This is a genomic window from Xylanimonas allomyrinae (genome assembly GCF_004135345.1).
Classification (GTDB): Bacteria; Actinomycetota; Actinomycetes; order Actinomycetales; family Cellulomonadaceae; genus Xylanimonas; species Xylanimonas allomyrinae.
The window spans coordinates 396971-420069 of sequence record NZ_CP035495.1; the positions used below are offsets into that span (position 1 = coordinate 396971).

The 23099-nt window shown below is 72.1% G+C and carries 22 protein-coding genes and 3 pseudogenes; 17 read left to right on the forward strand and 8 right to left on the reverse strand.

The window, feature by feature from the left end; genetic code table 11:
• Positions 1 to 96: 96 nt before the first annotated feature.
• From dmpG to ET495_RS01785, 9 genes and pseudogenes are all read left to right on the forward strand, one after another.
• Positions 97 to 770 (forward strand): annotated as a pseudogene (dmpG, locus tag ET495_RS18375) (4-hydroxy-2-oxovalerate aldolase); the annotation flags it as partial.
• A 108-nt stretch (positions 771 to 878) separates the two neighbouring features.
• Positions 879 to 1070: a hypothetical protein gene (locus tag ET495_RS18380; RefSeq protein ID WP_245993390.1), complete on the forward strand. Its 192-nt coding sequence runs from the start codon at positions 879 to 881 to the stop codon at positions 1068 to 1070.
• Positions 1067 to 1483 (forward strand): 2-keto-4-pentenoate hydratase, encoded by a 417-nt coding sequence (locus tag ET495_RS18015; protein ID WP_211340890.1) that lies wholly within the window; start codon positions 1067 to 1069, stop codon positions 1481 to 1483. The genes ET495_RS18380 and ET495_RS18015 overlap by 4 nt, the downstream gene beginning before the upstream one ends.
• Positions 1480 to 1860, forward strand: a complete 381-nt coding sequence (locus tag ET495_RS18020; protein ID WP_211340891.1) for a 2-keto-4-pentenoate hydratase — start codon at positions 1480 to 1482, stop codon at positions 1858 to 1860. Before ET495_RS18015 ends, ET495_RS18020 begins: the two co-directional genes overlap by 4 nt.
• Entirely contained in the window at positions 1851 to 2051 is a 201-nt protein-coding gene (locus tag ET495_RS01765; protein ID WP_129202127.1) for a tautomerase family protein, read from the forward strand. The genes ET495_RS18020 and ET495_RS01765 overlap by 10 nt, the downstream gene beginning before the upstream one ends.
• Positions 2044 to 3489, forward strand: coding sequence for an aldehyde dehydrogenase (locus ET495_RS01770; protein ID WP_129202129.1), 1446 nt, complete (start codon positions 2044 to 2046; stop codon positions 3487 to 3489). Before ET495_RS01765 ends, ET495_RS01770 begins: the two co-directional genes overlap by 8 nt.
• A 1-nt stretch (position 3490) precedes the next feature.
• Positions 3491 to 3895 (forward strand): 2Fe-2S iron-sulfur cluster-binding protein, encoded by a 405-nt coding sequence (locus ET495_RS01775; protein WP_129202131.1) that lies wholly within the window; start codon positions 3491 to 3493, stop codon positions 3893 to 3895.
• A gap of 78 nt (positions 3896 to 3973) precedes the next feature.
• Complete coding sequence (locus ET495_RS01780) at positions 3974 to 4897, forward strand: catechol 2,3-dioxygenase (RefSeq protein WP_129202133.1); 924 nt, start codon at positions 3974 to 3976, stop codon at positions 4895 to 4897.
• 188 nt (positions 4898 to 5085) lie between these two features.
• Positions 5086 to 5511, forward strand: a complete 426-nt coding sequence (locus ET495_RS01785) for a GlcG/HbpS family heme-binding protein (RefSeq protein ID WP_129202135.1) — start codon at positions 5086 to 5088, stop codon at positions 5509 to 5511.
• Between the two features lie 73 nt (positions 5512 to 5584).
• Here the strand turns inward: ET495_RS01785 and ET495_RS19590 are convergent, their stop codons facing one another.
• From ET495_RS19590 to ET495_RS01810, 6 genes and pseudogenes are all read right to left on the reverse strand, one after another.
• Positions 5585 to 6109 (reverse strand): MFS transporter, encoded by a 525-nt coding sequence (locus ET495_RS19590; RefSeq protein WP_425471226.1) that lies wholly within the window; start codon positions 6107 to 6109, stop codon positions 5585 to 5587.
• Positions 6095 to 6822: pseudogene (locus tag ET495_RS19595) on the reverse strand (MFS transporter); the annotation flags it as partial. The gene ET495_RS19590 and the pseudogene ET495_RS19595, both read right to left, overlap by 15 nt.
• Before the next feature lie 34 nt (positions 6823 to 6856).
• Positions 6857 to 7678 carry a maleylpyruvate isomerase family mycothiol-dependent enzyme gene (locus tag ET495_RS01795; protein WP_129202137.1) on the reverse strand — a complete coding sequence of 274 codons (822 nt, stop codon included), beginning with the start codon at positions 7676 to 7678 and terminating at the stop codon, positions 6857 to 6859.
• Positions 7675 to 8528: pseudogene (locus tag ET495_RS01800) on the reverse strand (fumarylacetoacetate hydrolase family protein). Before ET495_RS01800 ends, ET495_RS01795 begins: the two are co-directional and overlap by 4 nt.
• Entirely contained in the window at positions 8525 to 9592 is a 1068-nt protein-coding gene (locus ET495_RS01805) for a cupin domain-containing protein (protein ID WP_425471227.1), read from the reverse strand. Before ET495_RS01805 ends, ET495_RS01800 begins: the two are co-directional and overlap by 4 nt.
• A 98-nt stretch (positions 9593 to 9690) precedes the next feature.
• A complete protein-coding gene (locus ET495_RS01810) occupies positions 9691 to 10962 on the reverse strand; it encodes an FAD-dependent monooxygenase (RefSeq protein WP_211340892.1) in 1272 nt (423 codons plus the stop codon).
• 119 nt (positions 10963 to 11081) lie between these two features.
• Between ET495_RS01810 and ET495_RS01815 the strand changes: the two genes are divergently transcribed.
• Both ET495_RS01815 and ET495_RS01820 read left to right on the forward strand, forming a co-directional pair.
• Positions 11082 to 11846 (forward strand): IclR family transcriptional regulator, encoded by a 765-nt coding sequence (locus ET495_RS01815; protein WP_129202141.1) that lies wholly within the window; start codon positions 11082 to 11084, stop codon positions 11844 to 11846.
• 152 nt (positions 11847 to 11998) lie between these two features.
• On the forward strand, positions 11999 to 12652 hold the full coding sequence (locus ET495_RS01820; RefSeq protein WP_129202143.1) for a DUF1345 domain-containing protein: 654 nt from the start codon (positions 11999 to 12001) through the stop codon (positions 12650 to 12652).
• A gap of 262 nt (positions 12653 to 12914) precedes the next feature.
• Here the strand turns inward: ET495_RS01820 and ET495_RS01825 are convergent, their stop codons facing one another.
• Positions 12915 to 14669 (reverse strand): ABC transporter ATP-binding protein, encoded by a 1755-nt coding sequence (locus tag ET495_RS01825; RefSeq protein WP_162616331.1) that lies wholly within the window; start codon positions 14667 to 14669, stop codon positions 12915 to 12917.
• A gap of 207 nt (positions 14670 to 14876) precedes the next feature.
• On the opposite strand from ET495_RS01825, the gene tig reads away from it, so the two are divergent.
• The 4 genes from tig to clpX all read left to right on the forward strand — a co-directional run bounded on the left by tig (position 14877) and on the right by clpX (position 19264).
• Positions 14877 to 16226 carry a trigger factor gene (gene tig, locus ET495_RS01830; protein WP_129205833.1) on the forward strand — a complete coding sequence of 450 codons (1350 nt, stop codon included), beginning with the start codon at positions 14877 to 14879 and terminating at the stop codon, positions 16224 to 16226.
• A gap of 230 nt (positions 16227 to 16456) precedes the next feature.
• Positions 16457 to 17083: an ATP-dependent Clp protease proteolytic subunit gene (locus ET495_RS01835; protein WP_129205834.1), complete on the forward strand. Its 627-nt coding sequence runs from the start codon at positions 16457 to 16459 to the stop codon at positions 17081 to 17083.
• A 19-nt stretch (positions 17084 to 17102) separates the two neighbouring features.
• Positions 17103 to 17810, forward strand: coding sequence for an ATP-dependent Clp protease proteolytic subunit (locus ET495_RS01840; protein WP_129202147.1), 708 nt, complete (start codon positions 17103 to 17105; stop codon positions 17808 to 17810).
• 173 nt (positions 17811 to 17983) lie between these two features.
• Positions 17984 to 19264: an ATP-dependent Clp protease ATP-binding subunit ClpX gene (clpX, locus tag ET495_RS01845; RefSeq protein ID WP_129202149.1), complete on the forward strand. Its 1281-nt coding sequence runs from the start codon at positions 17984 to 17986 to the stop codon at positions 19262 to 19264.
• 67 nt (positions 19265 to 19331) lie between these two features.
• On the opposite strand, the gene ET495_RS01850 is transcribed toward clpX, so the two are convergent.
• Positions 19332 to 21146 (reverse strand): AMP-dependent synthetase/ligase, encoded by a 1815-nt coding sequence (locus ET495_RS01850; RefSeq protein WP_170220561.1) that lies wholly within the window; start codon positions 21144 to 21146, stop codon positions 19332 to 19334.
• A 121-nt stretch (positions 21147 to 21267) separates the two neighbouring features.
• Between ET495_RS01850 and ET495_RS01855 the strand changes: the two genes are divergently transcribed.
• Both ET495_RS01855 and ET495_RS01860 read left to right on the forward strand, forming a co-directional pair.
• Positions 21268 to 21597, forward strand: a complete 330-nt coding sequence (locus tag ET495_RS01855) for a chorismate mutase (RefSeq protein WP_342770135.1) — start codon at positions 21268 to 21270, stop codon at positions 21595 to 21597.
• Positions 21598 to 21804: 207 nt separating this feature from the next.
• A complete protein-coding gene (locus tag ET495_RS01860; RefSeq protein ID WP_129202155.1) occupies positions 21805 to 23067 on the forward strand; it encodes a baeRF2 domain-containing protein in 1263 nt (420 codons plus the stop codon).
• The last annotated feature ends 32 nt before the right edge of the window (positions 23068 to 23099 follow it).

Sequence of the window (23099 nt, forward strand, 5' to 3'; positions counted from 1 at the left end):
ACCATGGCTGACACCACGACCCGGCACAACCCTCCGGTCGGCACGTCGCGTGAGGTGCGGATCACCGACACCACGCTGCGCGACGGCTCGCACGCGATGCGCCACCAGTTCAGCGAGCAGAACGTGCGCGACGTCGTGCGCGCCCTGGACGCCGCGAACGTCGAGGTCATCGAGGTGACCCACGGCGACGGCCTGGGCGGGTCCTCGTTCAACTACGGGTTCTCGGCGGTCCCCGACATCCGGCTGATCGAGGTCGCCGCCGAGCAGGCGGCCTCCGCGAAGATCGCCGCGCTGCTCCTGCCCGGTCTGGGCACCGTGCGCGACCTCAAGGACGCCTACGCGGCGGGTGCGCGCGTCGCCCGCATCGCCACGCACTGCACCGAGGCCGACGTCTCGGTCCAGCACTTCGGTGCGGCCCGGGAGATCGGGATGGAGACGTGCGGGTTCCTCATGCTCTCGCACCGCGTCGAGCCGGACGTCCTGGCCGCGCAGGCCCGGATCATGGTGGACGCCGGCTGCCAGTGCGTGCTGGTCGTCGACTCCGCGGGCGCGCTGATCCTCGAGCAGGTCTCCGACCGGGTCACGGCGCTGCTGGACGAGATCGGGTCCGAGGCCCAGGTCGGCTACCACGGGCACCAGAACCTGTCGTTCGGCGTGGCCAACTCGGTGCTCGCCTACCGTGCGGGGCCCGGCAGATCGACGGGTCGGTGTGCGGGCTGGGCGCCGGCGCGGGGAACTCGCCCACGGAGGTGCTGGTCGCGGTCTTCGACCGGCTGGGCATCGACACGCAGATCTCGGTCGACGAGATCCTGTCGGTCGCCTCCGACGTCGTGCGCCCGATCATCACGCGCCTGCCCTGGATGGACCACGGGTCGATCATGCAGGGCTACGCGGGCGTCTACTCCTCGTTCCTGCTGCACGCCGAGCGCGCGGCCGAGCGGTACGGCGTCCCCGCGCCGCGGCTGCTGCAGATCGCGGGCGAGCGGGGGTACGTCGGCGGTCAGGAGGACCTGCTCATCGACGTCGCGCTGGAGCTGGCCGAGGCGGGCGCGGCGGGAGGGGCGTCATGACCTCCTGGGACGTCGCGAGCGCGGCCTGCGAGCTGCTGGCGTGCGAGCGCGAGCGCCGCGACCGCGGGCCGCTGACCGACGAGTGGCCCGGCCTGGACCTCGCGACGGCCTACGCCGTCCAGGACCTGACGCTCAAGCGGCGGCTCGCCGCCGGGCAGAGCCTCGTCGGCGTCAAGCTGGGCCTGACCTCGCGCGCCAAGCAGGAGCGCATGGGCGTCGACGAACCCATCGTCGCCTGGCTCACCCACGACATGGCGCTGCCGGCCGGGGTGCCCGTGCCGGCGGAGCAGTTCATCCACCCGCGCGTGGAGCCCGAGATCGTGTTCGTCATGGGCGCCGACCTGGAGGGCCCCGGCGTGACCTGCGCGACGGCGATGCAGGCGGTGGCCTGGGTCGCCGGGGAGCGGAGGTGATCGACTCGCGGTACCGGGACTTCCGGTTCACGCTGCCGGACGTCGTCGCCGACAACGCCTCCTCCGGTGCGTTCGTCACCGGCTCGCCCATGCTGCGACCCGGCGACCTGGACCTGACGACGGAGGCCGTGCTGGTCGAGGTCGACGGGGAGATCGTCGACACCGCGACGGGCGCCGCCGTCCTCGGCCACCCCGGTGAGGCGCTCGCGCTGGCCGCCAACAGCCTGGCTCGCCGCGGGCACTCCATCAAGGCCGGACAGATCGTGCTGACCGGCGGGATCACGGACGCCTACCCCGTCCCCGCGGGCGTGACCGTCGCGTTCCACTTCACGCACCTCGGCACGATCACCGTCGCGGGGGGTCCGCCATGCCCGTGATCGAGGTGACCCTGGTCGCCGGCCGGCCGGCGACGACGATCCGCTCGCTCCTGCACGAGCTCACCGAGGCCGCCACGCGCGCGCTGGGCTGCCCCGCCGAGTCCGTCCGCGTCATCGCCCGTGAGGTCCCGCCGTCGCACTTCTGCGCCGGCGACGTCACCATCGAAGAGAGGAACCGTCACCATGGTTGAGTTCTTCGGGCACGTCATCGACGGCCGGGAGACCGAGTCCGAGGACGGACGCCGGTTCGACTCCGTCAACCCGTTCACGCGTGAGGTCTGGGCCCAGGTCCCCCTGGGCGGGCGGGCGGAGGCGTCCGCCGCCATCGCCGCGGCGCGCCGGGCGTTCGACGACGGCCCGTGGCCGCACCTGGGCCCCCAGGCGCGCCAGGCCGTGCTGCGCCGGCTGGCCGAGCTCATGGTCGAGCACGCCGACGAGCTGGCGCGGGCCGACACCCTGGACATGGGCAAGCCGACCCCGCAGGCCCTCGCCGACGTCGAGAGGTCGGCGTGGAACATCCGCTTCTTCGCCGACCACCAGGCGCTGTCGTGCGGCGACCAGTACCCGATGGACAGCGGCCACCACGCCTACTCGCTGTTCCAGCCGGCCGGGGTCGTGGTGGCGATCGCCCCGTGGAACTTCCCGCTGATGATGGCGACCTGGAAGATCGCGCCCGCGCTCGCGTGGGGCAACACGGTGGTCCTCAAACCGTCCGAGCACACGCCGACGTCGGTGGTCGTCCTCGCGCGACTGGCCCTCGAGGCGGGCCTCCCGCCGGGGGTCCTCAACGTCGTCCACGGCTTCGGGACGGGGTCCGTGGGCGAGTTCCTCACCGACGACGACCGCGTCGACCGCATCACCTTCACCGGTGAGTCCCGCACCGGCAACGCCATCATGGGCGCGGCCGCGCGCAGGCTCATCCCGGTGAGCCTCGAGCTCGGCGGCAAGGGCGCGAACATCGTGTTCGACGACGCCGAGCTCGAGAACGCGACCGACTGGGCGGTGCAGGCGATCTTCCGCAACGCCGGGCAGGTCTGCCTGGCCGGGTCGCGGTTGTTCCTGCAGCGCGGGATCGCGGAGCGGTTCCTCGAGCGGTTCCGGGCGAAGGCCGAGGCGCTGGTGATCGGCGACCCGCTGGCGGAGGGCACCGAGTTCGGGCCGCTGTCGAGCGAGGTGCACCACACCAAGGTCAAGGGCTACGTCGAGACCGTCGAGCAGCACGGCGGGCGCCTGCTCACCGGCGGCCTGGGCGAGGGGTGGTTCGTCAAGCCGACCATCGTCGTCGGCCTGCCGCTGGACGCTCCGCAGTACCGCGAGGAGATCTTCGGTCCCGTCGTCGTCGTCACCGAGTTCGACACGGAGGACGAGGTCGTCAGCCTGGCGAACGACACGCCCTACGGGCTCAACGCCATGGTGTTCACCGAGAACCTCTCGCGCGCCCACCGGGTCTCCGCGCGGCTCAAGGCGGGGACGGTCTGGGTCAACTGCTTCTTCATCCGCGACCTGCGGGCTCCGTTCGGCGGTGTCGGCGCCTCCGGCGTCGGGCGCGAGGGCGGCAACTTCTCGCGTGAGTTCTTCACCGAGCCGAAGGCCGTGGTCATGCAGGTGAACCGCGAGCCGGAGAGCTGACGTGGCCGCCGCGCCCACGCCGGTGACGAACCCGTCCCCGGGGCCCGCGCCGTCGCGCACGCTCGTCGTGCGCGGCATCGACGTGCCGATCCCGGTCCGCGACGGCGAGACGGTGCTGGCGGCGATCTACCGCGCCGGGTACGCCGTGCGGGCCGGCTGCCACCGCGGCGGGTGCGGCATCTGCACCGTCCAGGTCGTCGAGGGCGACGTCGACTACCCGGTGACCGTCTGCGAGCAGGCGCTCCCGGCGTCCCAGCGCGCGCAGGGCGTCGCCCTCGCGTGCCGGGCGGTGCCCGTCGACGACGTGACGATCGCCGTCGCGCCCGAGAGTCGGCTCAGGTGCATCGCACCCCTGCTGACGCGGCTCGTGCTCGGTGAGGAGGCCGCGAGCCGGAAACCCGCTTGACGGCAGGCGGAGCACGATTCCGCCCTGCCGTGCCCCACGCAGTAGCAGCCACGTCAGGATCACTGGAAGGAGTGAGTTGTGGGCGTCTTGCGCATGGGATACATCCATATCCGCGTCACGGATCTGGATGCCGCAAAGAAGCACTACATCGACACGCTCGGGTTCGCCCCGACGCTCGAGGTGGGCAGGACCGTCTACCTCAAGGGATGGGACGAGTGGGACCACCACTCGGTCGTCCTGGAGGAGGGCGGCGTCGGCGTCAAGAAGTTCGGGTTCAAGGTCGAGTCCCCGGACGACATCGACATCATCGAGAACAGGGCACGCGTCTTCGGGGTCAAGACCGAGCGGATGTCGCGCGGTGACAACCCCGAGGTCTCCGAGGGTCTGCGCATCACGTTGCCGTCGACCCACGTCGTGGAGGTCTACTACGAGCAGACGTTCGTCGGCAACGCCGTCGGGAGCGTCAACCCGGAGTCGTTCCCGCGGCACCTCGCGGGCATCGGAGCCCCGCGCATCGACCACGCGCTCATGGTGGCCGAGGACGTGAACGCCAACGAGAAGTTCTTCATGGACGTCATGGACTTCTATCAGGTAGAGCGCCTGGTGCCCGACCTCGACCACACCGAGTGCTCGCTCGCGACGTGGCTGTCGGTCGGCAACCGCGGCCACGACATCGCGATCCTCGGCGGCCCGGCGGGCACCGACGGGAAGATCCACCACTTCGCGTTCCAGCTCTACGGCTGGTCCGAGGTGCTCCGGGCGTCGGACATCATGTCGATGGACGACGTCCAGCTCGACGTCGGGCCGACCCGTCACGGGATCACCCGCGGGCAGACGACGTACTTCTTCGACCCTGCGGGCAACCGCAACGAGGTGTTCTCGGACGGCTACGTGGCCTACCGTGACCGCCCCACCACGCTGTGGACCGTCGACCAGCTCGGCAAGGGCATCTTCTACCACAAGCGCCAGCTCAACGAGGAGTACACGACCGTCTTCACGTGACCGGACCTGCCTGCGCGGGCCGTCCGCGGCCCGCGCAGGCTCCAACCGCCCCGCCCGGCGCCGCGCCCTCCAGCCCGCGGTGCCGGGCGGAGTGCCGCCGTGGTCCGCGCGCCACCGGGCTACGGGGAACAAGCGACGGTGACCGGGCGACGGTGACCGGGCAACGGCGACCGAGGAAGGAGTACGGCATGGGAATGGTCTTCGATCAGCGCAGTCTCACGCTCGACGGCGCGACGGCGGTGCTCGACGGCGCCCGACGGCGGGCGGTCGAGCTGGGCGTGCCGGTGTGCCTCGCCGTGGCCGACCCGGCAGGAACCCTGCTGGCGTTCGCGCGCATGGACGGCGCCGCGCGGCTGTCCATCGCGCTCGCGCAGGACAAGGCCTACACCGTCGCCGCGTTCGGGCTCCCGACCAGCGAGTGGTACCCGATGATCGCCAACGACCCCGCGCTGCTGCACGGCATCGTCAAGGCCGACCGGCTGATGATCTTCCCCGGCGGGGTGCCGGTGCGGCTCGACGGCGTCACGGTCGGCGCCGTGGGCGTCTCGGGCGGGACCGCGGCGCAGGACGACGAGATCGCCGCCGCCGGTGCGGCGGCGCTCGCCGCGGCGTGAGCCGGGCCGGCCGAACCCCGCACACGGGTCGGGGCCCGTCCGCACTCCTGGCGGACGGGCCCCGATGCCGTGCTCAGCGTTCGTCGTGCGTGACCGGGAAGCCCTTCCAGATCCCCAGCAGCATCGCCGCAGACACCAGTGCCGAGACGCCGAACAGCAGGAAGTTCGAGTTCGGGTCGTTCGACGTGGCCGCGAGGAGCCACCCGCCGGCCTGCGGAGCGAGGACGGCACCGATGCGCCCGACCCCGAGGCCCCACCCGAGGGCCGTGCCGCGCAGCCGGTCCGGGAAGTAGGTGGCGATCGCCGCGATGATGAGGCACTGCGTGCCGTGGGTGCCGACGCCGGCGAGCACCATCGCGACGTACACGATCGCCAGCGGCGGGTGCGTGAGCAGCACCAGCAGCGCGGCGCCCGCGATCGCCGCCGCGACGACGCCGGTCGGGACGGTGCCGAACCTGTCGCCCGCCCACGCCGTCACGATCGAGCCGGCGACGGCACCGAGGTTGAGCGTGAGGGTGATGACGAGCGCCTGGGCGAGGTCGTACCCCGCGATCTGGAGCAGGTTCGTGATCCAGGTGCCGAGCCCGTACCAGGCCATGAGCGTGACGATGGTCGCGACGGCGAACAGGATCGACACGACGAGGAACGGCGGCCGCAGCAGCGCCTTGAAGCCGCTGACCGTCTCGGTGTGCTCGCGTGGCGCACGCTCGGGCCGGTCGGGGGGCAGCACCTTGACGGCAAGGGGCACCAGCACGACGAGCGCCACGAGCGCCACGAGGAACATGGGTCGCCACCCCCAGCGGGAGATGACCCCCAGCCCGATGAGCGAGGCGATCGTGCCGCCGATCGGCACGCCCGACATCATGAGCGTGGCGACGGTGGCCCGCCAGCGCCGCGGGACGCGGTCGGCGGCGAGCGCGTTCGCCGTCGGGACCAGGCCCCGAGCCCCAGGCCGGCCAGGAAGCGGAACAGGCCGAACAGCCACGGTGCGTGCGACACCGCACACAGCGTCGTGAACACCGACAGCACGACGGCGCAGCCGATGATGGCGTTCTTGCGGCCGATGGCGTCGGACAGGCGACCGGCGACGAGCGCGCCGGCCATCATCCCGAGGAACGCCATCGAGCCGAGCGTTCCGAGCTGCGCCGGGCTGAGCTGCCACTCCTCGCCGAGGAGCTTCTGGACGGTGCCGTACACGATGAGGTCGTAGCCGTCGAAGACGACGAACAGCCACGCCACGGCGACGGGTGCGAGTCCGGCGAGCCGGCCGGAGCGGGGTGTGGTGCTGGGAGGGAGGGACGTCGTTGTCATCAGGAACCTCGAAGCAGGTGGGTCGGTGGCGATGTCAGAACCAGCGCGGGATCGTCGGAAGCGGCGCGCCGGGACCGCCGGCGGTGAGCCGCCGGGCTCCCCGGCCGGTGAGCCAGCGCACGACGTCGGCGGTGGTGCCCGTGACGGTGGGGGCCAGGGCGGCCGTCCCCACCGTCACGGGAGTCGTGCGGTCCGTCAGGGCGAGCACGAGGTCGACCTGCTCGCCCCGCCTGTCCCACGCGCGCAGCACGTCGGCCAGCAGGGCGTCGAGCAGGTCGGGCGGGACGTCACGGTACGACGCCGCGTCGGTGTCGAGGTCCATGGCGTGGACCCACACCTCACGGGTCCGCATCCAGGCGGTCTCCCGGACCGGCACGGTGCGGCCCTGGATCGTGACGACCTGGTTCTCCCACTGACCCTCGGCGACGTCACGCCACTCCACGTTGAGGTGGACCTCGGCGTGCGCGAACAGGAACCGCAGGGCGCGTGCCGGGAGCGTGGAGCCGCGCTCGATCTCCCGGCCGCGCTGCTCGGCCGAGCGGTACATGGGCGTCTCGACGCCCGTGCGCGCCCACGAGACCAGGCGGGTGAGCGCACGGGCGTTGTAGCCGACGTGCGAGATCACGTGCGCGCGCGTCCAGCCGGGCAGCAGGGACGGCTCGTACAGCTCGTCGTCGGTCAGGGACGCCAGCACGCGCGCGAAGTACGCGGTGCCCCGGCGCGCCCAGGCGAGGTCACGCCGGGGCGCGTCGGGGGAGTCGTACCGCGCGCCCGCCCCCTGGCGCGCGCGCAGCAGCGCGCGCGCCTCGTCCTCGTTCGTCCAGGTGACGCCGTCGGCGCCGGTCGCCGCGCTCATGACGCGACCGGCGCCGCGGCGACGGACTCCGCCACCGTGCGGTTGGTGAGCGCCCCGATGCCGTCGATCGTCACCGTGACGGTCTGGCCCGGCGCGAGGAACTCCTGCGGGGTGCGGGCGTGGCCGACGCCGCCGGGCGTGCCCGTGATGATGACGTCGCCCGGGCGCAGCGGCAGGATCGTCGAGACGTACTCGACGAGGAACCGCGGGTCGTGCACGAGGTCGTGGATGTCGCCGCGCTGCTTGACGACGCCGTCGACGGCCGTGGTGATCGCGGCGTCGGCGGGGATCTCGTCGGCCGTGGCCAGCACCGGACCCAGGGGCGTGGACGAGCCCCACATCTTGCCCTGGAGCCACTCCCGCGTGCGGAACTGCCAGTCGCGCATCGACACGTCGTTCGCGATGGTGTACCCCGCGATGGCCGCCTCGGCCTGCTCGCCGCGCACGCGGCGCACGCTGGTGCCGATGACGATGCCCAGCTCGCCCTCCCAGTCGATCTGGTCGGACTCGGGGGCAGCGGGATCTCGTCGCCGTCGCCCAGCAGGCAGTCGGCGAACTTGGCGAACAGCGTCGGGTACTGCGGCAGGTCGCGCTTCATCTCGAGGATGTGCGCGCGGTAGTTGAGCCCGACGCACACGATCTTGCCGGGGGCGGTCACCACGGGCGCGTAGTCGACGCCGTCGAGCGCGTGGACCGTGCCCGTGGCGAGCGACGCGGCCGCGGCGAGGCCCGGCCCGGCCAGCAGCGCGCCGACGTCGCTCACCCCGGCCAGCTCGGTCGCGGTGCCCGCGCGCTCGTCGACGAGGACGGCGGCGGTCCCGCTCGCGGTGCGGACGGTGGCGAGCTTCATCGGTCGGTTCCCTCGATGTGCGTGCGGTCGAAGTGCAGGCGCTCCATGATCGGGGCGTCGGAGAACCGGAACAGGTCGAGCTGGGACTCGGCCTGCACCGACCACGGCACCCACGACGGGACGACGAACAGGTCGCCGACCTCCAGGCGCGTCTCCTGGCCGGCGAGGATCACCGCGCCGGTGCCCTCGAAGACCTGGAACACGCACGAGCCGACCTCACGGCGCGCGGGCGTCGCCGTGCCCGGGCGCAGGCGGTGGAACTCGGCGCGGATCGTCGGCATCACGTCGCCGCCCGTCGTCGGGTTGACGTAGCGGATCGCGGCGTGGCCCTGCTCGACGGTCGCCGGCTGGCCCTCGTCCTCCAGCAGGAGCTGCTCGGTCAGCGCACGGTCGGTGAACTCCCACCGGTAGGCCCCGATGGGGGACGACACCGTGTTCTGGATCCCCGACAGCGGGCGCAGCCCGGGGTGGCACCACAGGCGCTCGGAGCGCGAGTAGTTCGGCGTCGCGTAGTCCGTCACGCGGTCGGAGCCGAACTCGAAGAAGCCCACGTCGTTCTGGTAGGAGAACGGGATGTCGAGGCCGTCGATCCACGCCATGGGCTCGTCGGTCTCGTTGTGGTGCCCGTGGAAGTTCCAGCCGGGCGTCAGCAGGAAGTCGCCGCGCGACATGCGGACCGGGTCGCCGTTGACCACGGTCCACACGCCCTGCCCCTCGACGACGAACCGGAACGCGTTCTGCGAGTGCCGGTGCTCGGGGGCGGTCTCCTTGGGCCCGAGGTACTGGATGGCGGCCCACATCGTGGGGGACACGTAGGGGCGGCCGCCGAGGCCGGGGTTGGCCAGCCCGATGGCGCGGCGCTCGCCTCCGCGGCCGACGGGCACGAGGTCGCCCGACTGCCGGGCGAGCGCGTTGAGCGTCGACCACTTCCACACGTGCGGCACGGCCTTGGGCTTGGGGCTCATGGGCATCAGGTCGTCGATCTGCGTCCACAGCGGCATCAGGTGCTCGGCGTCGAACCCCTCGTACAGGGCGCGCAGCTCGGGCGAGTCGGCCGGCTGCATCGAGTTCTCGACGGAGTCGTGGTCGAGGTCCTCGTTCTCGAAAACGGACGTCATGGCAGTCACTCCTTCGTGAGGTGGTCGGTCAGGCAGCGGTGTGGTCACTGGGGCGGGGTGCGGTCGGCGCCGACGGGGCGTCGTGCAGGACGTCGGCGAGCGGGTCGTGGACCGCCGCGCCGTCGCGGACGGGTCCGTAGAGCCAGTCGACGTACTTGTAGTCGTAGCGGTCGACCAGCCGGAAGGCCTCGTCGCGGACCATGACGGCGCCCGGCTCGGTCACGTGCCACATCTCGCCCCACCAGCGCGAGGTGGTCTGCACACGCGATCCCAGCGGGACGCGCTCGGCGTCGTAGGTCGCCAGCGCGGCGGTGACGTCGGCGGCGGCCCACGTGTCCGACCCGGCCAGGGGGACAGGACGGCCGCGAGCGAGGCTCCGTCGAGCAGCGACTGGCCGGCGCCCTGCGCGAGGTACTGGAGCGTGGCGTGCGCGGCGTCGCCCACGAGCACGAGCCGGCCCTTGACGTAGGTCGACAGGGGGGCGCGGTCGGCCATCGGCCAGCCGCGTGCCATGCCGAGCTCGCGGGGGCGCGGACCACGGACGGGTGCAGGCCGTTGTCGGCCGAGAACCGCTCCAGCAGCTCCGCGGGCGTGCCCCACGTCTCCTCGCCGCGCTCGTAGGCGGGCGAGTGGAAGACGGCCACCTGGTTGAGCTCGGTCGAGTCGCGCAGCGCGTACTGCACCATGTGCAGGCCGGGGCCGAACCAGACGGTCACGGCGTCGAGGTCGAGCTGGGGGTCGGCTGCCTCGACCGGGATGGTGCCGCGGTAGGCGCTGTAGCCGGTCGGGCGCGTGTCGTCCTCGACGAACGCCTTGCGCACACGCGAGTGGACGCCGTCGGCACCGACCAGCACCTGGCCGGTGAACGTGCGCCCGTCCTCGGTGGTGACCGTGACGCCGTCGACGTCCTCCGTGAAGTCGACCAGCTTGGTCGACGTGTGCAGGGTGACGTTGCCGGTCGCCTCGGCCGCCTGGACCAGGGCCGCGAGCAGGTCGCCGCGGTGCAGGACGGCGTAGCGCGAGCCGTAGCGCCGTTCCATGTCGTCGCAGTCGAGCCAGTTGAGCTCTTCACCCGTCAGGGCGCTGCGGAACACGATGCGGTTGGGGAACACGGCGCGCGGGGCGACGGCGTCGAGCACGCCCTCCTCGCTCAGCATGCGGATGATGTTGGGGCCCAGCTGGAGGCCGAACCCGCCTTCGGCGAACTCGGGCTCGCGCTCCAGCAGTGTCACCGAGATGCCGCGGCGGCCGAGCATCAGAGCGGCTCCGGCGCCGCCGATCCCGCCACCGGTGATGATCACCTGTGTCGTTGTCACGTCTTCCTCCTCGAAGAACGATGTCCCCGACGTGACGCGCTGACGTGATCGGCGTCACGGGACTGGACCGGACCCTAATCCCACTTCTGTTGAGCGCAATCAACGTTTACTGTCTTTCTGTGCAGCAGAAAACAGATCCGTACCGCATCGAGTCGGTCGACCGCGCGATGCAGCTGCTGACGCTGCTGGCTGAGCGCTCCCAGGTGTCGGTGACCGAGGCCGCGGCCGAGCTCGGCATCGCGCCGTCCTCCGCGCACCGGCTCCTGACGACGATGGCCGGACGCGGCTTCGTGCTCCAGGGCGCGCGCCGGCTCTACCGCGCCGGACCAGCGCTGCTCGTCGCCGGCTCGGCCGCGCGCGGCACGTCGTCCGTCATCTCCCGGCTGCGGCCCGTCCTCCAGGCGCTGCACGACGACGTCGACGAGACGGTCCACCTCCAGGTGCTCGTCGGCGCCGACGCGCAGTTCGTCGACGGCATCGAGGCGACCCCCTCGCTGCGCGTCGCGCTGCGGACCGGCGCCCGCATGCCGGCGTACTGCACGTCGGGCGGCAAGGCGATGCTCGCCGCGCTGCCCGAGCCCGCCGTCGCCGCGCTGCACTCGGGCGGGCTGCGCCCGTGGCCGTTCCAGCGGCTGCACACGCTCGACGAGCTCGCCGCCGAGCTCGCCCAGGTGCGCGCACGCGGCTACGGAGTCAACCGCGACGAGTCCGAGGTCGGCGTCGTCGCCACGGGCGTCGCCGCCGGTGCCGCGCCCGACGACCCGGTCGCCGCGATCAGCCTCGCGGTGCCCAGCCCGCGGTACGACGACGTCCGCGCGGCCCGGCTGGCCCAGCGGCTCCTGGCGGCGCGCGACGAGGCGGTCCGCGCGCTTCGCGGACGCTGAACGCCCCGGGGGCGAGTTCGAGCATTCAGCCCGACTTCGAGCCCACGGGCGCTCGAACAGCCCGACGATCACTCGAACGGTCGATCACTCGGCCGCTTGCGGCGCGGGCGGGGGTGGGGGGATAGCGGGGGATAGCGGGGGAGGATGGGTGGGTGAGTGTGTGGGGGCGGGTTTCGGGTGTGGTCGACGTGTCGGCCGGGGTGCGGTTGGGGGTTGCCGGGCTCGTCGGGGTCGGGGTGGGGGTGTGGCTGCGGGTCGAGTCCGTCGTGGCCGCGCTGCTGGGCGGGTGGGCAGCCGCCGGTGCGCTGTTCGTCGTCTGGACGCTGCTGGTCGTCGCCCCGCTGGGGCCCGAGGCGACCGCCGAGCACGCGCTGCGCGAGGAACCCGCGCGCGTCGTCGAGCGCGGGATCGTGCTCCTCGCGGCGGTCGCGAGCCTCGCCGGGCTCGTCGTCGTGCTCGCCCAGGGCGGGCTGCGCCACGACCCGCTGACCGCCGGAGCGGTGCTGGCCGCCGTCGTCGCATCGTGGGGATGCGTACACACCCTGTTCGCGCTGCGGTACGCGCGGCTCTACTACACCGATCCGCCAGGCGGGATCGACTTCCACGCCGACGGCGGCACCGCGCCGTCGTACACCGACTTCACGTATGTGGCGTTCACCGTCGGCATGAGCTTCGCCGTCTCGGACACCGATCTGCGCACGACGGCGATGCGCCGCACCGCGCAGACGCAGGCGCTGCTGGCCTACCTGTACGGGACCGTCATCGTGGCGCTGCTGGTCAACCTCGTGGCGGGGCTCGCGGGGTGAGCGCGCTCGCCGACGCCGCGCGGTGAGGCGGCCGCGCCCGGGCAGCGAGCGGAGCGACGACGGCGTCCGCGCCGCGGCCGTGCCGGCTGACGGTGCGCGGGGCCGTGGGTGGCGGTGTGCCGGCTGACGGTGCGCGGGGCTGTGGGTGGCGGTGTGCCGGCTGACGGTGCGCGGGGCCGTGGGTGGCGGGCCGTGGGTGGCGGCGTGCCGGCAGGCCTCCCGCCGTCCCGGCGGGGCGCCGCGCCGGCACCGGCGCGCGGCGTCAGGCGGCGACCGGCTCGGGCATTCCGGCGAGCTGTGCGTACAGCGGGTCCGTCGCGAGCAGCTCGGCGTGCGTGCCGGTCGCCCGCACGCGTCCTTCCTCCATGAGCACGATCCGGTCCGCGTGCGGCACCGGCCGGCTCGCGATGGTCACGACGGCGCCGCGGGTCGCGGCCGCGCGGGTGGCACGCGCGATCGCCTCCTCGGCGCTGCCCGCGAGCTGGGACGTGGCGTCGTCCAGCAGCAGCACCTGCGCGCCCGCCAGGAGTGCGCGGGCCATCGCGAGCCGCTGGCGGCCACCGCCGGTCATGGTGGCCCCGACCAGCTCGGTGTCGAGCCCGTCGGGCAGCGCGGCGACGTCGTCGGCCAGTTCGACCGCGGTGAGCGCCGCGTGCAGCTCGTCGTCGGTGGCCGACGGCCGCGCGGGCAGGAGGTTGTCGCGCACCGTGCCAGGCAGCACGGGAGGCTCCTGCTCGACGTACGCGAACCGCTCGCGCACCTGCGCGTACGTGAGCTGTTCGTAGGGGACCCCGCCCAGGCGCAGGGTGCCCGATCGCGGCGACAGGAACCGCAGCGCGAGCGACGCGACGGAGGACTTGCCGGCCCCCGACGGGCCGACGATCGCCAGATGACCGGTGCGCGGGACGGTGAGGCTGACCCCGCGCACGACGTCGTCCTCGCCCGGCGTGTAGCGCGCGGTGACGTCCGTCAGCTCGACGGCGGGGGCGTCGTCGTCGTGGGCGACCGGGGCGGGGACGGCGACGGCGGCAGGCTCCTCGAGCTCGATCTCCTCGGCCTCGGCGATCCGCTTGGACGCGGCGAGCCCCGACTGGATCGTGGAGAAGCCGTCGGCGAGCTCCATGAGCGGCATGATGAAGCCCTGCGTGTACATGACGAACGCGACCAGCGCCGCGACCGTCAGGTGCCCCTCGGTCACGCGCCACGCGCCGAACGCCACCATGATCACGGTGATGATCTGCATGCCGCCGAACGCGGTCTCGTAGGAGATCAGCTCGGCCCACATCGCGGCCACGCCGTGCTTGCGTGCCTTCTCGGCGTCGGCCAGCACGGCCTCGGAGCGTGCCCGCTCGGCGCGCAGCGCCTTGATGGTGCGCAGCGCGCGCATCGACCCGTCGAGCTGGGCGCTCATGCGGCCCACGGCCTCCTGCGCGAGGGCCCGCTCGCGGCCCACTCGCGGCATGATCAGGCCCATGGCCACGCCCAGCACGGCGACCGCCGCGAGCGTGATGCCGAGCATGAGGCCGTCGATGACACCCATGAGCACGATCGAGCCGACGACGCCGGTCGCGCTCGTGACGAACGAGACGAACCCGGTGCCGACCGTGAGCTGGAGCAGCGGGGCGTCGGCGGTCGCGCGCGCGATGAGGTCGGCGGCGGGGCGCTCGCGCACCTGCGCGACGCGGCCACCCAGGAAGCGCAGCACGAGCTTCTTGCGCACGTCGTAGACGACGGTCTCCGCGGTGCGCCCGAGGGTGCCCCACTGGAGCAGCATCGCCGTGAGGTAGACGACGGTCAGCACGGCGAACAACGTGACGTCGGGCGCGACCGAGGTGCCGGCGTACAGGTGCTCGATGACGTTCTCGATGATGCGCGGGGTCCACAGGCCCGTCAGGGTGGCGATCACGCCCAGCACGGCACCGACGGCGATGCGCCACCGGTAGGGGCGCAGGATCGACAGCAGCGTGCGCCAGCTGCGCGCGGACACGTCGACGTCGGGGGTGGTCGTGGAGGGCATCGGACCACCGTACGGAAGCGGTGGGGTGCGCCGTCTGCGGCCGATCCGCTGCGTGGCCGTGGCTGCTCGACGCGTCGCGGTCCCCGGCACGAGGCGCCGCGCGGGTGGCCGGTGCTCTACGATGTCGGGGTTGCCCGTACGCCTCATCCCGTCCTCGACGGAACCGCCGCGCGCGTACGCACCCGATCACAGTTGGAGACCATCGAAGTGAAGAGCGCCGTCGAGACCCTGGAGCCCACCAAGGTCAAGCTGACCGTCGAGGTGGACTACGACGAGCTCAAGCCGAGCATCGACCACGCCTACAAGCACATCGCGGAGCAGGTGAACGTTCCCGGCTTCCGCAAGGGCAAGGTCCCGCCGCGCATCATCGACCAGCGCGTCGGGTGGGGTGCGGTCGTCGAGCACGCGGTCAACGAGTCGCTCGGCGGCTTCTACGGCCAGGCCGCCGCGGAGCAGAAGCTGCGCCCGCTGGGCCAGCCCTCCGTCGAGGTCACCGAGATCCCCGCCAAGGCCGGTGAGGGCCAGCTCGCGTTCACTGCCGAGGTCGAGGTCCGCCCCGAGATCGAGCTGCCCGAGCTGGGCGGCATCGACATCGCCGTCGAGTCGACCGAGGTCACCGACGCCGACGTGGCCGAGCGTCTCGACGCTCTGCGCGAGCGGTTCGGCACGCTGGTGGGCGTGGACCGCCCGGCTGCCGACGGCGACTACGTCGTCATCGACCTCAAGGCCGTGATCGGCGACGAGGAGGTCGACTCGGTGTCGGGCATCTCGTACCAGATCGGCTCGGGCAACATGCTCGACGGCCTCGACGAGGCGCTCACCGGCCTGTCGGCCGAGGAGACGACGACGTTCAAGGCCACGCTGGCCGGCGGCGAGCACGAGGGCGAGGAGGCCGACGTCACCGTCACGGCCACCTCGGTCAAGCAGCGCGACCTGCCCGAGGCGGACGACGACTTCGCCCAGCTTGCCTCCGAGTTCGACACGCTCGAGGAGCTGACCGCGGACCTGCGCGAGCAGGTCGCGTCGATCAAGAAGTCGAACCAGGCCGTCACGGCACGTGACACGCTGCTCGAGAAGCTGCTCGACGCCGTCGAGGTCCCGGTTCCGGCGGGCGTCGTCGAGGCCGAGGTCAACCGCCACCTCGAGTCGGAGGACCGCCTGGAGGACGACGAGCACCGCGCCCAGGTCACCGTGGACGCCACGAAGGCCCTCAAGAACCAGATCCTGCTCGACACCCTCGCCGAGAAGCTCGAGGTCAAGGTCGGTCAGGGCGAGCTCGTCGAGTTCCTCGTCCAGTCGTCGCGCCAGTACGGCATGGAGCCGCAGCAGTTCATCCAGACGCTCGACCAGGGCGGGCAGATTCCCGCGATGGTCGGAGAGGTCGCCCGCTCCAAGGCGCTCGCCGTCGCGCTGCGCAAGATCGAGGTCAAGGACGGCGAGGGCAACGTCGTCGACCTGAGCGAGTTCATCGGCTCGGACGAGGCCGACACGGCCGCGGAGGCGCTGGAGACCGCGGTGGCCCAGGCTGCCGAGGCCGAGGAGCCCGAGCAGGCCTGACGCCCGGGGCCGAAGGCCCTCGCGCACCTGTCGGAGCGTGGCAAGCACCCGTGCTTGCCACGCTCTGGTGCGTTCCGGGCCCTTCGCACGTGCGACATGGGCACGGGGGAGCGCGGGTCCATGCGCCGTGAGCGAAAACCGGCCCCCGCAGGGACGAGCGCGGGGGTGGGGCACGTTAGGGTCGAGCGACACCGATCGCTAAGGAGACGGACGTGAACGACTTGCTGCGGATGGACAGCAACGGTCCCGTGGCTCGCGCCGACGGACCCAGCCTCGGACTCAACGACTCCATCTACAACCGGCTCCTGAAGGAGCGCATCATCTGGCTCGGCTCGGAGGTGCGCGACGAGAACGCCAACGCGATCTGCGCACAGATGATGCTCCTGGCCGCCGAAGACCCTGAGAAGGACATCTGGCTGTACATCAACAGCCCCGGAGGCTCGATCACCGCGGGTATGGCGATCTACGACACGATGCAGTTCATCCGCCCCGACGTCGCCACGGTGGCGATGGGCATGGCCGCCTCGATGGGGCAGTTCCTGCTGTCGTCGGGCGCCAAGGGCAAGCGTTACGCGACGCCGCACGCCCGCGTCATGATGCATCAGCCGTCGGGCGGCATCGGTGGCACGGCCACCGACGTCCGCATCAACGCGCAGCTGATCATGCACATGAAGACCGTGCTGGCCGAGCTGACCGCGGAGCAGACGGGCAAGCCGCTCGAGCAGATCCTCAAGGACAACGACCGCGACTCCTGGTTCACCGCGCAGGAGGCGCTCGAGTACGGGTTCATCGACCACGTGGTCGAGAACGCGGCGCTCGCCGGCGGCGGCGGCATGAACACCACGAGCGAGAGCTGACGGCGGGTAGGAGACGACGATGAGCCACATGACCCCTGAGCAGTTCGCCGCGACGGCGGGGCGCCTAGCCGGCGGCTTCGGCCGTCCGGGCGGGATCGCCCCGTCGCCCTCGTCCCGCTACGTGCTCCCGCAGTTCGAGGAGCGCACGGCCTACGGATTCAAGCGCCAGGACCCGTACACCAAGCTCTTCGAGGACCGCATCATCTTCCTCGGCGTGCAGGTGGACGACGCCTCGGCCGACGACGTCATGGCGCAGCTTCTGGTCCTGGAGTCCCAGGACCCGGACCGCGACATCATGATGTACATCAACAGCCCGGGCGGCTCGTTCACCGCGATGACGGCGCTGTACGACACGATGCAGTACATCAAGCCGCAGATCCAGACGGTCTGCCTCGGGCAGGCCGCCTCGGCAGCGGCCGTGCTGCTGGCCGCGGGTCAGCAGGGCAAGCGGTACGCCCTGCCGAACGCACGGGTGCTCATCCACCAGCCCGCGATGGAGGGCGGCGGCTACGCGCAGGCCTCCGACATCGAGATCCACGCCAACGAGCTGATCCGCATGCGCGAGTGGCTCGAGGACACGCTGGCGCACCACTCGGGCCGCACGTCGGAGCAGGTCAAGGAGGATATCGAGCGCGACAAGATCCTCACGGCCGCCCAGGCCAAGGAGTACGGGCTCGTCGACCTCGTGCTCGAGTCGCGCAAGCCGCTGCCGGTCGTGGCGCGCTAGCGCGAGGGTCGAGCGGTGGCGCGGGCGCCGTCGTCGGGCAATGCTCGATGACGGCGCCCGCACTGCTGCGTGGCGCGATTCGTGCGCGACGCACCGCCGAAGTCGGCTGACAAGGCCGCTGTCGTGGTGTGGAATGGGCTCAGTGGTACCCACCGAAGGAAGGGAGACGCCCGGTGGCACGGATCGGTGACGGGGCTGACCTGCTCAAGTGCTCGTTTTGCGGCAAGTCCCAGAAGCAGGTCAAGAAGCTGATCGCAGGCCCGGGCGTCTACATCTGCGACGAGTGCATCGACCTGTGCAACGAGATCATCGAGGAAGAGCTCACCGTGCAGGCCGAGCTCGGCATGACGGAGCTGCCGAAGCCGCACGAGATCTTCGCCTTCCTCGAGCAGTACATCATCGGTCAGGACGGCGCCAAGCGGGCTCTGGCCGTCGCGGTCTACAACCACTACAAGCGCATCCAGGCGAGCGAGCAGGGCCGTACCGTCGGCGACGACGACGTCATCGAGATCGCCAAGTCGAACATCCTGCTCATCGGGCCGACGGGCACCGGCAAGACGTACCTGGCGCAGACGCTCGCCAAGATGCTCAACGTCCCGTTCGCGATCGCGGACGCCACGGCCCTCACCGAGGCGGGCTACGTCGGCGAGGACGTCGAGAACATCCTCCTCAAGCTCATCCAGGCCGCCGACTACGACGTCAAGAAGGCCGAGACGGGGATCATCTACATCGACGAGGTCGACAAGGTGGCCCGCAAGGCAGACAACCCGTCGATCACGCGCGACGTGTCCGGCGAGGGCGTCCAGCAGGCGCTGCTCAAGATCATCGAGGGCACGACGGCGTCGGTGCCCCCGCAGGGCGGGCGCAAGCACCCGCACCAGGAGTTCATCCAGATCGACACGACGAACGTCCTGTTCATCGTGGCCGGCGCGTTCGCCGGACTGGAGGACATCGTCGCGGCCCGTGCGCGCAAGCGAGGGATCGGGTTCGGCGCGCCGATGGAGACCAGCGCCGACGACGACCTCTTCGCCGAGGTGCGCCCCGAGGACCTTCAGAAGTACGGCCTGATCCCCGAGTTCATCGGCCGCCTGCCGGTCATCGCGAGCGTCTCTCCGCTCGACCGGGGCGCACTGGTGCGCATCCTCACCGAGCCGCGCAACGCGCTCGTCAAGCAGTACCAGCGCATGTTCCAGATCGACGGCGTCGAGCTGGAGTTCACGGACGACGCCGTCGAGGCCGTCGCCGAGCAGGCGCTGCTGCGCGGCACCGGCGCCCGTGGCCTGCGGGCCATCATGGAAGAGGTGCTGCAACAGGTCATGTTCGACGTGCCCAGCCGCGACGACGTCGAGCGCGTCGTCATCACGCGTGAATCGGTGCTGGAGAACGTCAACCCGACGCTTGTGCCGCGCAGCACCGCGGTGCGCTCCCGGACCCCGCGCGAGAAGAGCGCGTAGCCACGTAGACGACGACCCCCGGTCGCCCCAGGAATCTGGGGGAACCGGGGGTCGTCGTGCGTGCCGGTCAGCCTTGTGCGGGTGCGCCCTCGTAGAGGGCGTCGACCGTCGCGGCGAAGTCCTTGAGCACCAGCGTGCGCTTGACCTTGAGCGACGGCGTCAGGTAGCCGTTCGCCTCGGTGAAGTCCTGCTCCAGGACGTGGATCTTGCGGATCGACTCGGCGCGCGAGACGGCCTCGTTGGCGCGGGTGACGGCGCGGTCGAGCGCCGCGAGCACGTCGGCGTGGACGCGCGCCTCGGACGCGGGCATGTTGGGCAGGCCGTGGGTCGCGAGCCAGCCGGGCAGCATCTCGGCGTCGAGGGTGACGAGCGCGCCGATGAACGGCCGCTGGTCGCCGACGACGACGACCTGGGAGACGAGCGGGTGCGAACGCAGCCGGTCCTCGAGCAGCGCAGGGGCGACGTTCTTGCCGCCGGCGGTGACGATGATCTCCTTCTTGCGGCCTGTGATCCGCAGCCGCCCCTCGCTGTCGAGCGTGCCGAGGTCCCCGGTGTGGAACCAGCCGTCCTGCAGCGCCTCGGCCGTGAGCTCGGGCTGGTTGTGGTAGCCGCGGAACACGGACGCGCCCTTGAGCAGGATCTCGCCGTCGTCGTCGATCTTGATGCTCAGGCCGGGCAGCGCGGGCCCGACGGTCCCGATGGCGACCGAGCGCGGCAGGTTCACCGCCGCGGGCGCGGTCGTCTCCGTGAGGCCGTAGCCCTCCAGCACCGTCACGCCGACGCCGCGGAAGAAGTGCCCGAGACGTTCACCCAGCGGAGCGCCGCCCGAGACGGCGTGGACCACGTTCCCGCCCATGGCGTCGCGCAGCTTGCCGAGCACGAGGCGGTCGGCGACCTGGTGCTGAAGGCGCAGCGTCGCCGGCACCGGGCCCGCGTCCTGGGCGCGCGACGTCGCGATCGCCGTGCGCACGGCCCAGTAGAAGATCTGGCGCTTGAGCTTCGAGGCCGACGCCTTCTGCTCGGCCGAGTTGTAGACCTTCTCGAACACGCGCGGGACGGCGAGCAGGAACGTGGGCCGGAACGAGCCGAGGTCGGCGACGAGGTTCTTGACGTCCGGTGCGTGGCCGAGGACGGTGTCGGCCGAGAGCACGGCGACCTGGATGAGGCGGGCGAACACGTGCGCCAGCGGCAGGAAGAGCAGCGTCCGCGCGCCGTCCCAGTCGATGACCTCGGGCAGCGCCTCGGCCGCGTTGCGCGAGACGTGCGCGAAGTTGCGGTGCGTCAGCTCGGCACCCTTGGGGCGCCCGGTGGAGCCCGAGGTGTAGATGATGGTCGCCAGGTCGTCGGCGACGACGGCGTCGCGACGCTCGGCCACGGCCTGGTCCGGGATGTCGGCGCCCTCGGCGCGCAGGGCGTCGAGCACCCCGGCGTCGATCACGGCGACGTCCTCGAGCGCGGGCAACCGGTCGCGGACGGCATCGACGATGCCGGCGTGCGCGACGGTCTCGACGAACACGAGGCGCACCTCGGCGTCGGACAGGATCCACTCGACCTGGTCGGGCGCTGACGTCTCGTAGACCGGCACGGGCACGCCGCCCATGGCCCAGATCGCGTAGTCGAGCAGTGTCCACTCGTAGCGGGTGCGCGACATGATGGCGATGCGGTCACCGGCCTCGATGCCCCGGGCCAGGAGGCCGCGCGCGACCGAGACGACGTCGGCGTCGAACGCGCGGGCGCTGATCGGCACCCACGGTGCCGTCGGCGTCTCGCGGCGCTCGAGCAGGGGGTTGTCGCCCGTGCGTGCCACGCGTTCGGCGAGCAGTGTGTTGATGCTGGTCGACTCCGGGATCTCCACGAGCGCCGGCACTGTCGCGAGGTTCACTTCCACTCCGTCCGTTTTGTCCTGGCCAGGAACGCCGGGACGTGCAGAGACGCTACACGGTGGGCCCGGCCGGGCACTCCTCGGCCTTCCCTCTAGGATCCTTGCTATGACCGAACCGGAGATGCCCGACGAGATCCTGGGCCTGCGGCGCAGCATCGACAACATTGACGCAGCCCTCGTGCATCTGCTAGCCGAGCGTTTCAAGATGACGCGCCGGGTGGGTGAGCTCAAGGCGGTCGGCGGGCTTCCGCCTGCCGATCCCACGCGCGACCAGGAGCAGATCGCGCGGTTGACATCGATCGCCACCGACGCGGGGCTCGACCCCGCGTTCGCCGAGGCGTTCCGCGCGTTCGTCGTGGCCGAGGTGATCCGGCATCACGAGCTGATCGCTGCCGAGTTCGCGGCCAGCGGGCGCCAGGGCGAGCTGCCGCCGCTGGACACGTTCGCTTGAAGAGGCTAGGCGGTTCAGGACCGGGCCGGACGGCGGTCGCAGCCGGCAGCGGTGAGGCGTGGAGGACGGGCCGAGGCCGGTGAGCCCCCTGCGGCGCGGTTCCCTCGCCGGGGTCGCGGCTGGTTCGTTGTGCGCGAGCGGTGGCGCGCCCACCCGTGGGGACGCACCCTAGGGGGACAGCCGAGACCGGGAGGCGCAAAAGCTGCCATGAAGACCGACTGGATCAAGCCCCTCATCGGCCGCCCTGGGCCGTTCGCGACGGTGTACCTCGACGCGACGCGCTCTGCAGAGGCCGGGGACAAGGACGTCGCGGGACGCTGGAAGGCCGTACGTCGTACCCTCACCCAGCAAGGGGCGCCGCCCGACGTGCTCGACGCCGTCGAGGACGCCGCACTGAGGCCGTTGCGCAAGCCGGGCGCGCACGGCCACGTCATCATCGCCGACGCCTCCGGGGTGCTCGTCGACAAGGCGTTGCGGACCGCGCCCGCGGTCGCAACCGGAGTCTGGCACGCCGTGCCCGCGCTGCTCCAGGCGGCGCTCGCCGCCGACGAGGAGGTCACCGCGCTCAAGGTCGCCGTCGACCGCACGGGGGCAGACCTGCGCCTCGTCGGCGTGCGGTGCTGGGACGCACCGCGCACGTTCGAGGCCCCGCACGACGACGTGTCGAAGGCCGCGACCGGAGGCTCGTCGCGTGGCGGCGGGACGGGCGGCGGCGGCGCGGGAGGCGGCGACCGAGGTGGGTCGGCGGCCGTCGAGGCGCGCGCGGAGGACTCGCTGGCCCGCAACGCCGAGGCCGTCGCGCGCGAGGTCGAGCGGACGGTGGCCGAGGAGCGGCCCGAGATCGTCCTGCTGTTCGGCGACGCGCGTACCGTGCGCGCCGTGAGGGCGTCGCTGGTGCGCCCGGTCGCGGAGCTGACCGTGGAGGTCGCCGGCGGCGGGCGTGGGGCGGGCGTCCGCGAGGCCGCCTTCCTCGAGAACCTCGAGGGGGCGCTCGACTCGTACCGCGAGCGCCGCCGTGAGCTGGTGCTGGCCGAGCTGCGCCGGGGCCAGGGCCGCGAGCAGGGAACCGTGACGGGTCTCGACGACGTCGTCGCCGTGCTCGCGCGGGGGCAGGTCAAGGAGCTGGTGCTGAGCGAGGACGTCGGGTACGACGGCGCGCTCGTCGTCGGCGCGGACGGTGCCCGCGGGCCGTTGAGCGGGCGCACCCTGTGGGTCGGGCCCGACCCGATGGCGATCGCCTCGGCGCGTGCCTCGCTCGAGGACGCGGGCTACACGGACGGCCTCGAGACGCTCCCGGCGGCGATCGCGCTGGTGCGCGCCGCGGTGGGGCAGGACGCGGGCCTGACCGTCGCCCCGGAGGGCGCGGCAGACCTCATCGACGGCGTCGGTGCGACCCTGCGCTGGTCCGACGGCGCCACCCCGCACGAGGTCGCGGCGACGATGAGCCGGGACCAGGATCTCCTGCGCTGACCTCCGGCGAACGGCGCAGGGACCCCGTCGGG